Origin of the sequence: Achromobacter aegrifaciens, from assembly GCF_902859965.1 — a bacterium.
In the GTDB taxonomy this organism is placed as follows: domain Bacteria; phylum Pseudomonadota; class Gammaproteobacteria; order Burkholderiales; family Burkholderiaceae_B; genus Achromobacter; species Achromobacter aegrifaciens.
In genome coordinates this window covers 700,772-714,215 of record NZ_CADIKO010000001.1, presented here as the reverse complement: position 1 = coordinate 714,215, position 13,444 = coordinate 700,772, and the positions used below count along the sequence as shown (strand labels likewise).

The 13,444-nt window shown below is 67.1% G+C and carries 14 protein-coding genes; all 14 read right to left on the bottom strand.

Features of this window, described 5'->3' with window-relative positions; genetic code table 11:
* Positions 1-13 precede the first annotated feature (13 nt).
* The 14 genes from HV793_RS03325 to HV793_RS03260 all read right to left on the bottom strand — a co-directional run bounded on the left by HV793_RS03325 (position 14) and on the right by HV793_RS03260 (position 13,431).
* Entirely contained in the window at positions 14-2,494 is a 2,481-nt protein-coding gene (locus tag HV793_RS03325) for a heavy metal translocating P-type ATPase (RefSeq protein ID WP_175212659.1), read from the bottom strand.
* A gap of 102 nt (positions 2,495-2,596) precedes the next feature.
* Entirely contained in the window at positions 2,597-3,331 is a 735-nt protein-coding gene (locus tag HV793_RS03320; protein WP_054452098.1) for a cytochrome c biogenesis CcdA family protein, read from the bottom strand.
* A gap of 15 nt (positions 3,332-3,346) precedes the next feature.
* Complete coding sequence (gene ccmI, locus HV793_RS03315; RefSeq protein ID WP_119450387.1) at positions 3,347-4,201, bottom strand: c-type cytochrome biogenesis protein CcmI; 855 nt, start codon at positions 4,199-4,201, stop codon at positions 3,347-3,349.
* Complete coding sequence (locus HV793_RS03310) at positions 4,198-4,656, bottom strand: cytochrome c-type biogenesis protein (protein WP_082400815.1); 459 nt, start codon at positions 4,654-4,656, stop codon at positions 4,198-4,200. Before HV793_RS03310 ends, ccmI begins: the two co-directional genes overlap by 4 nt.
* Complete coding sequence (locus HV793_RS03305; RefSeq protein WP_054452096.1) at positions 4,653-5,174, bottom strand: DsbE family thiol:disulfide interchange protein; 522 nt, start codon at positions 5,172-5,174, stop codon at positions 4,653-4,655. The genes HV793_RS03310 and HV793_RS03305 overlap by 4 nt, the downstream gene beginning before the upstream one ends.
* Positions 5,171-7,147, bottom strand: coding sequence for a heme lyase CcmF/NrfE family subunit (locus HV793_RS03300; RefSeq protein WP_175212658.1), 1,977 nt, complete (start codon positions 7,145-7,147; stop codon positions 5,171-5,173). The genes HV793_RS03305 and HV793_RS03300 overlap by 4 nt, the downstream gene beginning before the upstream one ends.
* Positions 7,144-7,611, bottom strand: a complete 468-nt coding sequence (gene ccmE, locus HV793_RS03295) for a cytochrome c maturation protein CcmE (protein ID WP_175212657.1) — start codon at positions 7,609-7,611, stop codon at positions 7,144-7,146. The genes HV793_RS03300 and ccmE overlap by 4 nt, the downstream gene beginning before the upstream one ends.
* The gene (gene ccmD / locus HV793_RS03290) at positions 7,604-7,786 is read right to left on the bottom strand and encodes a heme exporter protein CcmD (protein ID WP_370126740.1); all 183 of its coding nucleotides are present in this window, start codon (positions 7,784-7,786) and stop codon (positions 7,604-7,606) included. Before ccmD ends, ccmE begins: the two co-directional genes overlap by 8 nt.
* The gene (gene ccmC / locus HV793_RS03285; RefSeq protein WP_042795263.1) at positions 7,783-8,517 is read right to left on the bottom strand and encodes a heme ABC transporter permease CcmC; all 735 of its coding nucleotides are present in this window, start codon (positions 8,515-8,517) and stop codon (positions 7,783-7,785) included. Before ccmC ends, ccmD begins: the two co-directional genes overlap by 4 nt.
* 7 nt (positions 8,518-8,524) lie before the next feature.
* Positions 8,525-9,193, bottom strand: a complete 669-nt coding sequence (gene ccmB / locus HV793_RS03280) for a heme exporter protein CcmB (protein WP_175212656.1) — start codon at positions 9,191-9,193, stop codon at positions 8,525-8,527.
* Positions 9,194-9,205: 12 nt separating this feature from the next.
* Positions 9,206-9,820, bottom strand: a complete 615-nt coding sequence (gene ccmA / locus HV793_RS03275; protein ID WP_175212655.1) for a cytochrome c biogenesis heme-transporting ATPase CcmA — start codon at positions 9,818-9,820, stop codon at positions 9,206-9,208.
* Between the two features lie 189 nt (positions 9,821-10,009).
* Positions 10,010-10,828, bottom strand: coding sequence for a copper resistance protein B (locus HV793_RS03270; RefSeq protein WP_370881503.1), 819 nt, complete (start codon positions 10,826-10,828; stop codon positions 10,010-10,012).
* A 233-nt stretch (positions 10,829-11,061) separates the two neighbouring features.
* On the bottom strand, positions 11,062-12,897 hold the full coding sequence (locus HV793_RS03265; protein ID WP_175212654.1) for a copper resistance system multicopper oxidase: 1,836 nt from the start codon (positions 12,895-12,897) through the stop codon (positions 11,062-11,064).
* A 42-nt stretch (positions 12,898-12,939) separates the two neighbouring features.
* A complete protein-coding gene (locus HV793_RS03260; RefSeq protein WP_175212653.1) occupies positions 12,940-13,431 on the bottom strand; it encodes a cupredoxin domain-containing protein in 492 nt (163 codons plus the stop codon).
* Positions 13,432-13,444: the final 13 nt, after the last annotated feature.

Genomic DNA, 13,444 nt, shown 5'->3' with positions numbered 1-13,444 from the left:
CGGGAAGCCCCGCTCAGCCGCGGGCCGGGAAGGGCGCGGCGAAGCGGCGCAGCCGCAACGCGTTGCTCAGCACGAACACGCTGGACAAGGCCATTGCGCCCGCCGCGAACACCGGAGACAGCAGGCTGCCGTTGACCGGATACAGCAAGCCCGCCGCTACCGGGATCAGCGCCACGTTGTAGGCAAACGCCCAGAACAGGTTCTGCTTGATGTTGCGGATGGTGGCCTTGGACAGCGCGATGGCGTTGGGCACACCGCCCAGGTCTCCCGACATCAGCACCACGTCGGCGGCTTCGATGGCGATGTCCGTGCCGGTGCCGATGGCCAGGCCGACGTCCGCTTCGGCCAGGGCCGGCGCATCGTTGATGCCGTCGCCCACGTAGGCGATGGGACCGTACTGCTGCTTCAGGCGCTGCACCGCCGCGACCTTGCCGTCGGGCAGCACTTCGGCGACGACTTCGTCGATGCCGAGCTGGCGGGCGATGGCCTCGCCGGTGCGGCGGTTGTCGCCGGTGATCATCGCGACCTTCAGACCCAGGTCATGCAGGGCGCGGATCGCGGCGGCCGTGGTTTCCTTGATGGGGTCAGCCACGGCGATCATGGCGGCCAGCTGGCCGTTGATGGCGGCGTACAGCGGCGTCTTGCCTTCGTCGCCCAGGCGCGCGGCGTCCGAACCGAAGGACTCGACGCTCAGGCCCAGTTCGCGCATGAAGCGGTCAGCGCCGATCTCGACCAGGTCGCCGTCGACCCGGGCGCTGACGCCAAAGCCGGTGATCGATTCGAATTGCGAAATCGTGCCCAGCGCAATGTTCTCGGCGCGCGCCGCATCCACGATGGCTTGGGCGATCGGGTGTTCCGACTTGGCCTCGACGGTGGCAACCTTGCCCAGCACCGCAGCGCGTTCGAAGCCCTGTGCAACGATCAGGTCGGTCAGCTCGGGACGGCCCTTGGTCAGCGTGCCGGTCTTGTCCACGGCCACGACCTGCGCGTCCTTCAGCGATTGCAGCGCTTCACCCTTGCGGAACAGCACGCCCATCTGCGCGGCGCGGCCCGTGCCCACCATGATGGAGGTCGGCGTGGCCAGGCCCATGGCGCAGGGGCAGGCGATGATCAGCACGGCCACGGCATTGACCAGCGCGAAGGTCAGGGCGGGTTCGGGGCCGAACGTCAGCCAGATGATGAAGGTCACGACGGCCGCCGCCATGACGGCAGGCACGAACCACATGGTGATGCGGTCCACCAGGGCCTGGATCGGCAGCTTGGAGCCTTGCGCCTGTTCGACCATGCGGATGATCTGCGCCAGCAGCGTGTCGCCGCCGACCTTGGTGGCGCGGAACGTCAGCGCGCCGTTCTGGTTGACGGTGCCGCCGACCACTTCGGAGCCGGGCTGCTTTTCGACGGGCACGGGCTCGCCGCTGATCATGGACTCGTCGATGAAGCTGTTGCCTTCCACCACCTCGCCATCCACCGGGATGCGTTCGCCGGGGCGGACTTCGATCAGGTCGCCCGCCACCACTTCCTCGATGGCGAGTTCCAGCGTCGCGCCGTTGCGCACGACGCGCGCGGTCTTGGCCTGCAGGCCGAGCAGGCGCTTGATGGCCTCGGACGTATTGCCCTTGGCGCGTGCCTCCATGTAACGGCCCAGCAGGATCAGCGCCACGATGACCGCGGCGGCCTCGTAATAGACGTTGACGGTGCCGGCGGGCAGCAGTCCGGCCGCGAAGGTGGCGACCACCGAATAGGCATAGGCGGCGGACGTGCCCACCGCCACCAGCGAGTTCATGTCGGGCGCGCCGCGCAGCAGCGCGGGGATACCTTTCTTGAAGAAGCGCAGGCCGGGGCCGAACAGCACGATGCTGGCCAGCACGAATTGCAGGTACCAGCTGTTCTGCGTGCCGATGGTTTCGGCGATGACGTGGTGGAACGCCGGCACGATGTGCGCGCCCATTTCCAGGATGAACACCGGCAGCGCGAAGATCGTGGCGACGGTCAGCGCGCGCTTCAGTGACTTCAGCTCGGCGGCCTGGCGTTCGGCCACGGCGTCGGTGTCGCTGGCTTCGGCGGCCAGGGGCTTGGCTTCGTAGCCGGCCTTGGCCACCGCCTGGATCAGGGCGCTGACGGGCACGCCGCCGGCCGCGGTGATGCTGGCGCGCTCGGTGGCGAGGTTGACGCTGGCGCTGCTGACGCCGGGCACCGCCTTCAGGGCTTTTTCGACGCGGCCCACGCAGGAGGCGCAGGTCATGCCGGTGACCGACAGTTCGATCGTGGTTTCGGCGACGGCGTAACCCGCCTTCTGCACCGCCTGCACGGCGGCGGCGACGTCCGGCGCCCCTGCAAACGTGATGTCGGCGCGTTCGGTCGCCAGGTTGACGCTGGCCTGGTTGACGCCCGGCACGGCCTTCAAGGCCTTTTCGACCCGGCCCACGCACGAGGCGCAGGTCATGCCTTCGATAGGCAGGCTGACCGCGACGCTGTCTGCTGGGATGGCACTCATATCCGCTCCTTGAAAACTTGGAATTTCCTGCTGATGGGTGTCACTATAAAGATTCCAATGATGTCAAGGTCAAGCGTTTGATCGGACGAGTTTTGACCTGGCTCAGCCCAGTCTGCCCAAGGCGGGGAAGGTCAGCAGCATCCAGATGGCGAAACGGGCCAATTGGCCGGTGGCGATGGCCCAGCCCATCACGATCAGGATCAGCCCGGTCAGGATCCGCAGGATCCGGCCGGCGCGTTGCAGGCCCTGCATGCGGCGCAGGAAGGGGCTCATGAACCAGGCTGCCGCTAAAAAGGGGACGCCCAGTCCCAGTGCGTAGACGCCCAGCAGGGCCACGCCCTGGCCCACACTGGCCGAGGCCGCGCCCAGCGCCAGGATGCCGGCCAGGATCGGGCCGATGCAAGGCGTCCAGCCGAATCCGAACGCGGCGCCCAGGATCGCGGCGCTGCCGGGGCTGCCCTGGCCCGCCGGATCGAACCGGTAGTAGCGCTGCGCCCAGGCGGGCAGGCGCAGGACGCCCAGCAACATCAAGCCCGCCAGCGCGATGATGGCGCCTGCGGCCAGGTTCAGTTCGTAGCGGTAGGACAGCAGCAGGCGGCTCAGCGCCGTGACGCTGGCCCCGAAGATGACAAAGACAGTAGAGAAGCCGGCGACGAAGCAGGCCGCCAGCCCCAGCATGCGCCAGCGCAGCGCACGGCCATCATCCGCGGACGCGCCGGATCCGCCCGCGATGTAAGACAGATAGCCTGGCACCAGCGGCAGCACGCAAGGCGACAGAAACGATGCGGTCCCCGCGATGAAAGCGGTGGCCAAGCCGATGAGGGACAGGTCAAGCATGACGGGCCGCCGCGATCATGGCGCAGCGCCTTCGCGCTGGCGCTGGCGGGCCAGCGTGATGCCCTCATTGACGGTGCGCGCCATGTCGCTGCCGGCAGGCAGCCTGGCCAGCAGGCGTTGCCAGAAATCGATGGCCGCCGGGAAATCGCGCTGGTCAAAGCGGCTTGCGCCCGCCAGCATCAGGGCCAGCGGCTCCTCGGGGTTGAGGTCCAACGCGCGCCGCAACAGCTGGTCAGGCTGTCCGCCGAAACCCCGGTTGGCGCTGAGCACCAGCGATTCGGCGTACTCGGCCAGGGCTGCCGGGTTGCTGTCCACCACCGGCGCGGCCCGGGCAAAGGACTGGACCGCGTCGGCGTGCCGGCCGAAGTAGCGGTGGGAACGGGCCAGCATCAGCCACCCCTGATAGTCGTCGGGATTGCTCGCCAGGCGGGTCTCAAGTTTGGCCACCATGGCCCGGATGTCGGCGGCGGTGACCTCGGGTTGTGCGACAGGCGCCTGAGGCGGGGCGATGGCGGCGGGGTTGCCCAGCGCCACATAGGCAATTATGGCGGCCAGAGGCAGCGCGAGGGCCAGGCTCGCAGGCAGCAGCCGGCCGGGGTTCGTCGCCGTGGCACGGTCTTGCGTTTCGCCGGCTTCTTCCAGCGCCAGCCGCTGTAGCTCGGTGCGCGCTTCGGCGAAGGCGTCTTGCGAGAGGATGCCGTTGGCGCGGTCCCGCTCCAGCTCGCGCAGCTGGTCGCGCAGCACCGCCACGTTCGCCGCCCGGCGCTTGTTGGCGGCGCTGGCGGCGGGCGCACGCCGCAGGGCGGCGATCAGCCATAGGGTGACGACGGCGGCCATCAACGCGGCCGACAGATAGAAGAGCTGAGTCATGTTCCAGATCCTTTTTCAGCGTCGACGCCCAGCAGGGCGTCGGCAGTCCGGCGCTCGGCAGGCGTCAGCGCGGGGCGGCGCTGGCGCAGCCTGCGCCGGCGCAAGGTCAGGGCCAGCGCGGCCAGCCCGGCGGCCAGCAGCGCGGCGGGGCCGAACCAGAGCAGCAGCGTGGAGGCTTTCAGGCGCGGCCGGTAGAGGATGAAGTCGCCGTACCTGGCCTCCATATAGGCCAGGATGTCGGCCTCGGATTTTCCGGCGTCCAGCTGCTGACGGATCTCGCGGCGCAGATCGACGGCGAGGTCGGCGCGCGAGGCGGCAATGGATTCGTTCTGGCAGACCAGGCAGCGCAGTTCCGAGGCGATCTCGGTGACGCGGCGGTCGTCAGTCGAGCCTTGGGCGCCCGCGCCGTAGCCCAACGCCAGCGATAGCGCGAATACGCGCAGGAGTATCTTCATTGCAGCCCCCGGATCAGCGGAAGCAGGGTGTCGCGCAGCGATTCGCGCGTCACCGGGCCGATGTGCTTGTAGCGGATGGTCCCGGCCTGGTCGATGACGAAGGTCTCCGGCACGCCGTAGACGCCGTAGTCGATGCCGACCTTGCCGTCGGTGTCGGACACGGACGCCTCGTAGGAATCGCCGTTGCGCGCCAGCCAGGCGATGGCTTCGTCCCGTATGTCCTTGTAGTTCAAGCCTATGACAGGCACGCCGTGCTGCGACGACAACTCCTGGATATAGGGGTGTTCCGTCAGGCAGGCATAGCACCAGGACGCCCAGACGTTCAGCACCCATACCCGGCCTTTCATGCTCTCAGGCGTGAAGGTCTTCTGGGGCTCATGCAGTTCGGGCAGGGCAAACGCGGGCGCGGGCTTGTCGATCAGCGGCGACGGCACTTCGGACGGGTTTAGGGTCAGGCCTATTCCTAGAAAGAACACCAGCACCACGAAGCCCGCCAGGGGCCAGATGTAGCGGCTCATGGCCGGGCCTCCGCCGGCGCCTGCGGTACTGCGCGTTGCGGCTGTTTTTTCTCGCGGCGCTTCAGGCGGTAGCGCGGATCGCTGATCGCCAGCAGCCCGCCCAGGGCCATGAGGATGCAGCCGCCCCAGATCCAGTCGACGAACGGCTTGTAGTACAGGCGCACGCTCCAGGCGCCTTGCTCCATGGGTTCGCCCAGGGCGACGTAGATATGGCGCAGGCCGTTGGCGGCGATGGCCGCCTCCGTCATCGGCAGCGCCGAGGACGCATAAGTGCGCTTTTCTGGATGCAGGTCGCGCAGGCGCTTTTCGCCGCGGTAGAGCGCGAAGGTTCCCATATCGGATTCGTAGTTCGGGCCGCGCACGCGCGCCACGCCCTTGAATTCGACGCGATACGAAGCCACTGGCGCGCTTTGCCCGGGCTGCATCAGCAGATCCTGTTCGGTCTCGTAGCTGCCCACCAGCGTAACCCCGGTGACGAACACCGCCACGCCCAGGTGAGCCAGATGCATGCCCAGCCAGCTGCGTGGCTGGCGCCACCAGCGGTCGCGGGTCGCGCGGATGCGCTTGACGACGTCCACGGCGATGGCGGTCGCCAACCACGCGGCCAGTCCCAGCCCCAGCGCCGTGCCCCCGGACCAACGGTCGAAGAGCAGGGGAACGCCCACGCCCGCCAGCACGGCCAGCGCCGCGGGAATCGACAGGCGTTTGAGCAGGCTGCCAGCATCGGCCGATTTCCAGTTGGCCATGGGCCCCACCGCCATGAGCAGCAGCGCGGGCACCATCAGCGGCACGAAGACCGCGTTGAAGTAGGGTGGTCCGACCGACAGCTTGCCCAGGCCCAGCGCGTCGATGAGCAGCGGATATAGCGTGCCCAGCAACACGCTCGCGGCGGCAACCGCCAGCAGCACGTTGTTGACCAGCAATAGCGATTCGCGCGATACGAACGCGAACTGGCCGCCGTGGCCGATCCGGGGCGCGCGCAGGGCATACAGGAACAGAGAGCTGCCGACCGTGGCGGTGAACAGCGCCAGGATGAATACGCCGCGCGCCGGGTCCGTCGCGAACGCATGCACCGAGGTCAGCACGCCCGAACGCACCAGGAACGCGCCCAGCAAGGCCAGCGCAAACGTGCCGATCGCCAGCAGCACGGTCCAGCTCTTGAAGCTGCCGCGCTTTTCGGTCACGGCCAGCGAGTGGATCAGCGCCGTGCCGGCCAGCCAGGGGATGAAGGAGGCGTTTTCCACCGGGTCCCAGAACCACCAGCCGCCCCAACCCAGCTCGTAGTAGGCCCACCAGCTGCCGACCGCGATGCCCAGCGTCAGGAACAGCCAGGCCGCTGTGGTCCATGGGCGCGACCAGCGGGCCCAGACCGCGTCCAGATTGCCCGACAGCAGCGCGGCGATGGCGAACGCAAACGCCACCGAGAACCCGACATAGCCCATGTACAGCAGCGGCGGGTGGAAGATCAGGCCGATGTCCTGCAGCAGCGTGTTCAGGTCCAATCCGTCAGCCGGGGCCGGGACCAGGCGTTCGAACGGATTCGACGTCAGCAGCACGAACAGCAGGAAGCCCGCGCTGATCAGGCCCAGCACGCCGAGCACGCGCGCGACCATGGCGTCGGGCAACTGCCGCGAAAACAGGCTGACCGCGCCGGCCCAGCCCGTCTGCATGAACATCCATAGCAGCAGCGAGCCTTCATGCCCGCCCCAGGTCGCCGCGATGCGGTAGAACAAGGGCAATTGGGAGTTCGAGTTGTAGGCCACATAGGCCACCGAATAGTCCTTGGCCGCGAAAGACCAGATCAGCGCCCCAAGGCTGAACGAAACCAGCAGGAACTGGATCTGCGCGGCGGGCCGCGCAATGGCGATCCAGTCCGCGCGGTCCAGGGCCGCGCCGCGCAGCGCGAGCGCACCTTGCACCAGCGCCACGAACAGCGTCAGGATCAGGGCGAAATGAGCGAGTTCCGGAATCATCGGGAGCGGGCCTCCTGGGGGGCGGTCTTCGGTGCGGCCTGCGATACGGCCTGATCGATCGCGTGCTGCGCCTCGGGGGGCATGTAGTTCTCGTCATGCTTGGCCAGCACCTCGTCGGCGCGGAACAGGCCATCGCCGTCCAGCCGGCCCTGCGCCACGACGCCCTTTCCTTCGCTGAACAGGTCCGGCAGGATGCCTTCATAGGCCACGCGGACGGTGTGGGCCGTATCGGTCACGACGAAACGGACGGTGAGCGAGCCCGGCGTGCGCTGCACGCTGCCGCCTTCGACCATGCCGCCCACGCGGAAGGCGCGTCCAGCCGGCGCTTCGTTGTTGCTGACCTGGGTGGGCGTGTAGAAGAACACCAGATTGCTCTGGAAGGCGTTGAGCACCAGCGCGCTGGCCACGCCCACCGAGGCCAGCCCGCCCAGGACGAGCCACAAGCGACGTGTCCGCTTACTCATCGCCGCCCTCCCGCCATTGAACGGGGGGCGGCCCCGCCAGGATTGCGCGGCGGCGGCGCGCCAGCAGCAGCTGTTCGCTGCCCAGCAGGAACGCCGTCATCAGCAGCGATCCCCACACGTAAAGCGCATAACCGCCCATGGCGAGGAACTCGCCCAGACTGGACCAGTGCATCATTCGCTACTCCATTGTTCGCGGATCCAGGCCGCGTGCCGCTCGCGCTCGAGCACGATGCAGCGCAGGCGCGCCAGCGCCGTTGCGATGCTGTACATCCACGCGGCCAGGGACATCAGCAGCATGCCGGCGAGCATGATGCCGGCCATGCTTGGTGCGGCGGTCAGCGAGACCGAAGCGCCCTGATGCAAGGTGCTCCACCATTGCACCGAGAAATAGATGATGGGAATGTTGACCACGCCGGCCAGCACCAGCACCGATCCGGCGCGGTCGGCACGCTGCGGATCGTCGATGGCGGCCCTCAACGCGATATAGCCCGCGTACAGGAACAGCAGGATCAATTCCGAGGTCAGCCGCGCATCCCAGACCCACCAGGCGCCCCACATGGGCTTGCCCCATAGCGCGCCGGTCCACAGCGAAAGAAACGTGAACAACGCGCCGGTAGGCGCCAGCGCGGCGATCATCATGGCTGACAGCCTGCTGTTGAAAACCAGGTGGACCAGCGCCCAGAACGCCATCACCAGATAAACGAACATCGACATCCAGGAGACCGGGACATGGACGAAGATGATGCGGTAGCCCTGGCCCTGCTGAAAATCGGCGGGCGCGGCGATAAAGCCGATATAGAGGCCGGCCGCGGCCAGCAGGACCGCGGCCGTGGCGAACCAGGGGATTGCTTTTCCGGCCAGGGGATAGAAGGCCTTGGGCGAGGCATAGTGAAACCAGCGGATCATGGGTTCCTCATTCAAGCGAGATGCGTAGGGCGGCGGCCGCGCCCAGCGGCGCGAGGAACAGGGACAAGGCCAGCACGGCGCCCAACAGCGACAGGTGCGCATTCGCGCCCAGGCCGCTTTGCGCTGCCTGCACAGCGCCCGCGCCGAATACCAGAATGGGAATGAAGAGGGGCAGCACCAGCAGGGCCAGCAGCGCGCCGCCGCCGCGCGCGGTCAAGGTGAGCGCCGCGCCTATGGCGCCGATCAGGCCAAGCGCGGGCGTGCCGATGGCCAGGCCCAGCGTCAGGATCAGAAGGGCGGCGGCATCCAGGCCGAATTGCAGGCCCAGCACGGGCGCAAGCAAGGTCAGCGGCAAACCGGACAGCAGCCAGTGGGCAGCTACCTTGCCCAGCACGATCACCGGCAAGGGCGCGGCGGACAGTATCAACTGCTCCAGTGAACCGTCGCGATGGTCTGCCTCGAACAGGCGGCCCAGCGACATCAGGCAGGACAGCAAGGCCGTCACCCAGAGCACGCCTGGCGCAATGGCGCGTAGCGTTTCCGGCTCGGGGCCGACCGCCAGGGGGAACAGGCTGGCGGCCACCAGGAAGAAGGCCAGCGGCGTCAGCGTGTCGCTGGCGCGCCGTTGGGCGATGCGCAGGTCGCGCAGCGCAATGGCTGCGAGCAATTTCGGCATGGAACTCATGCGCTAGGAGCCAAGCCGGATCTGCTTGTGCGCATGGTCCAGCGCGATCGCCTGATGGCTCGTCGCCACGATCGCGCCGCCATCGCGCAGATGGCGATCCATGGCGCGCGCCAGCCACGCGTGAGCGGTGGCGTCCAGGGCGGTCACGGGTTCGTCGAGAATCCAAAGGGGGCGGAATTCGGCAAGCAGGCGGGCGAGGGCCGCCCGCCGCCTCTGGCCGGCCGACAGGGCGCGGACGGGAAGATGCTCCTTGCCTGCGAGGCCTGCCTCGCGCAGCGCGCACGCAATGGCAGCGGGCCGGTCCGCGTGTCCGCTTGCGGCTTGCAGCGCCCGCAGATTCTGGATGGCGCTGAGTTCGCCACTGAGGCCATCGGTATGGCCCACATAGAAGAACTGGCTGCGATAGTTGCTGCCAAGTTGCGAAATGCCGAGTCCCTGCCACAGCACCTTGCCGCGAGCGGGCTGCGCCAAGCCCGCCAGAATGCGCAGCAGGCTGGTCTTGCCGCTGCCGTTGCGTCCGTGGACGAAGAGGCATTCGCCGGGCGCCACCTGCAAGGCCAGTTGCTTGAACAGCGGGCGCTCCGCGCGCATGCAACCAAGATCCATCGCTTCAAGCATTGCCGCTCCGCCGCTGTGTGGACAAAGGGGCCACTATAGGGAGGCGCGTCTGACCGTCACATTGCTGGCGGTTTACATTCCTGTAATGTTCGGACGGAAACGGCCGTGTTTCAGCACAGATCGCGCGGATGCGGGCGTAGCAGTTGAAAAAGTTCTGGCCGACGCCGCGAGTTGCGGCGCCGGCGATACTTAGAACCAGATGCGCACGCCCGCCAGGATCGCGCGTTCGGAACGGCTTTCTCCGGCTTCGCTGGCGTAGCTGGCGGTCTTGCCGAACTTGCGTCCGAACGACACGCCGACATACGGGGCGAATTCGCGCGTGACCTCGTAGCGCAGCCGCAAGGAGAACGATGCGTCCGACAGCCCGGAACCCACGCCGCGCGCCTCGTCATTCTTGCCGTTCAGGCTGGCTTCGATTTCAGGCGTCAGGATCAGGCGCTGCGTGAGCAGCAGGTCGTATTCCGCCTTCAACGCCAGCGCGGTTCTGCCGGATCCGCCGACGTAGCCGGTGATTTCGGTTTCGATGCCGTAGGGCGCCACGCCTTGCACGCCGAACGCCGCCCAGTTGCGCTTCGGTCCCGTGCCGAAATCGCGCCGCGCACCGAGTTGCAGGTCCCAGAACGGCGAGATCGTGTGGCTCCAGAAGGCCTCGATCTTGGCGTCCGTGCTGCCGTTCAGGCGATCGCCTTCGCTTTTGATCCACAGCTTGTTCAGATCGCGGCCGATCCAGAACTGGCCGTCCCATTGCAGGCTGGTCTGTTCGTTGCGGTCGTAGGCGACGCCAAGCTTGTCGAACAGCAGATGGCTGGTGACGACGTTGTCCATCATGTGCGGATGGATGCGGTAGGCGGCGTAGCGCTGCTCCGTGCTGCCGTCACTGGAGGGCAGGGATCCCACCGGCGGGCCTTTGGGCGGGGATTCGTCCATGCCGGGCATGGCGCCGTGATCCATGCCCGGCATCGAACTGTGATCCATGCCTTGCATCGAGCCGTGGTCCATGCCTTTCATTGAACCGGGGGCCATGCTCTTCGTCGAGGTCGGATTCTGACCCTGCGTCGATCCATGGTTCATGCCAGGCATCGAGCTGTGGTCCATGCCTTGCATCGAGCCATGGTCCATGCCGTCCATCGTTCCGGCCGGCGCCTGCGCCTGGGCCAGTCCGGATGCGGCCGTAAGAAGGGCGGCGCCCGCGACGAGCCCGGACCAGTGCATTCTGGATGTCGTTGTTCTCATTATTCCCCCTATTCCACGACGACCGCGCGGAACATGCCGGCCTCCATGTGGAACAGCAAGTGGCAGTGATAGGCCCAGTTGCCGCGCGCGTCCGCGCTAACGCGGTAAGTGAGGCGCTGCGCCGGGTTCAGGCTGATCGTGTGCTTGCGCACCTGGAAATTGCCGTCGGCGGATTCGAGGTCGCTCCACAAGCCATGCAGGTGGATGGGGTGCGTCATCATGGTGTCGTTGACCAGCACGAAGCGCACGCGCTCGCCATACTTGAGCACGATGGGCTTGGCCTCGGTGAACTTCAGCCCGTTGAACGACCACATGTAGCGGTCCATGTTGCCGGTCAGGTGCAGTTCGATCTCGCGAGTCGGCGGGCGGTTGTCCGCGGGTTCGACCATGGAGTGCAGGTCAGCATAGGTCAGCACGCGGCGGCCGTTGTTGCGCAGGCCCACGCCTGGATCGTCCAGCCGGGTCGAAACGATGTCAGGCACCATGGAGTTGGCGGGACTGTACTCGGCGGGGTAGGGATGCTTGACCTCGACCATGCCGCCTTCGTTGCCGTCCGCGCCATGGTTCATGCCTGCCATTCCTGCCATGCCGGCGTGGTCCATGCCGGCCATGGAGCCGTGATTCATGCCGCCCTGAGCACCATGGTTCATCGCACCCTGAGCGCCGTGGTCCATTCCCCCCGCTTGCGAGCCGCCCATGTCCATGCCGGGCATGTCGTGCGCCATGCCCATGTCCATCATGGTCAGCACCTGCACCGGGTCCAGCGCCGGGATCTCGGCCTGCATGCCCTCGCGCGGGGCCAGCGTGCCGCGCGCATAGCCGGAGCGGTCCATGGCCTGCGAAAAGATCGTGTAGGCGCGCTCGTCCTGCGGTTCGACGATGACGTCATAGGTCTCGGCCACAGCGATGCGGAACTCTTCCACCTCCACGGGCCGCACGGCCAGGCCGTCGGCGGCCACCACCGTCATCTTCAGTCCGGGGATGCGCACGTCGAAGTAGGTCATGGCCGACCCGTTGATGAAGCGCAGGCGGATCCGTTCGCCCGGACGGAACAGGCCGGTCCAGTTGCCGGCCGGCGATTTGCCATTGGTAAGGAAGGTATAGGTTGCGCCCGAGACGTCGGCCAGGTCGGTCTGGTTCATGCGCATCTTCTGCCACATGAGCCGCTCGTTCAGCGCATTCTTCCAGCCGGATTTTTCGGCGTCGTCGATCAGGCTGCCGACGGTGGGCTGGATGTAGTTGTAGTAGTCGGGCATCACCTTGAGCTTGCGGAACACGCTCATGGGATCCTCGTCGGTCCAGTCGGAAAACAGCACCACATAGTCGCGGTCCGCGCGCACCGGGTCCGGGCGCTTGGGGTCGATGACGATGGCGCCGTACAGTCCCGTTTGTTCCTGGAAGCCGGAATGGCTGTGATACCAGTACGTGCCGCTTTGCCCCACGTCGAACTGGTACGTGAAGGTTTCGCCGGGCGCGATGCCGGGAAAGCTCAGGCCGGGAACGCCGTCCATGCCGGTGGGCAGGATGATGCCGTGCCAGTGGATCGAGGTGTCTTCGCGCAGGCGGTTGGTGACGCGCAGCGTGACGCGGTCGCCTTCGCGCCAACGCAGCGTGGGCGCGGGCAGCATGCCGTTGACCGTGGTTGCGATGCGGGGAGCGCCAGTGAAATTGGCGGGGCTCTCGCCGATCTCCAGGTTGAACTCGGTGCCCGACAGCACGCTCTGCCGGGCGGCGCCGGCCTGCGCCCATGATGACGGACTCCACAGACCCATGCCGGCCAGCGCGCCGCCCGTGGCCAGGCCCTGCACAAACCGGCGGCGCGGATTCGAAACTGCTCTACTCATGCTCTATCTCCCCGGTAGCCGGACCGGCATCCCGGCAGTGGATTACTTGACGGAAACCGCGCCCTTCATGCCGGCGGGATAGTGTCCGGGCTCCAGGCAGGCGAAGGCGACGGTTCCCGCCTTGTCGAAGGTCCAGACGATGTCGCCGGCCTTGCCCGCTTCCAGGGACAAGGAGTTCGGCTCCTCGTGGCGCATGCCCGGGTCCTTGAGCATCATCTGGTAGTGGCTGTTCAGGTCTGCCGTGGTGCCCAGCACCATTTCGTGGCGGATCTTGCCGGAGTTGGTGACCTTGAAACGGATGGTCTCGCCCGCCTTGACGTCGATCTTGTCCGGCGTGAAGCGCATTGCATCCGTCATGTCGACCACGATCGTGCGCGAGACCTTGGCGGGGTTGCCGGGCTTGCCGATGGGGGCGGCGGCGTCATGGCCGCCGCCGTGGCCCGCGCCGTGGCCGGGGGCAGCCATGGCGCCGAAGGAAAGCAAAAAGACGCCCGCGGCCACGGCGCCTTGTGCGAGTTTCACCAGTTTCTTCATGCGTATCCTCTAG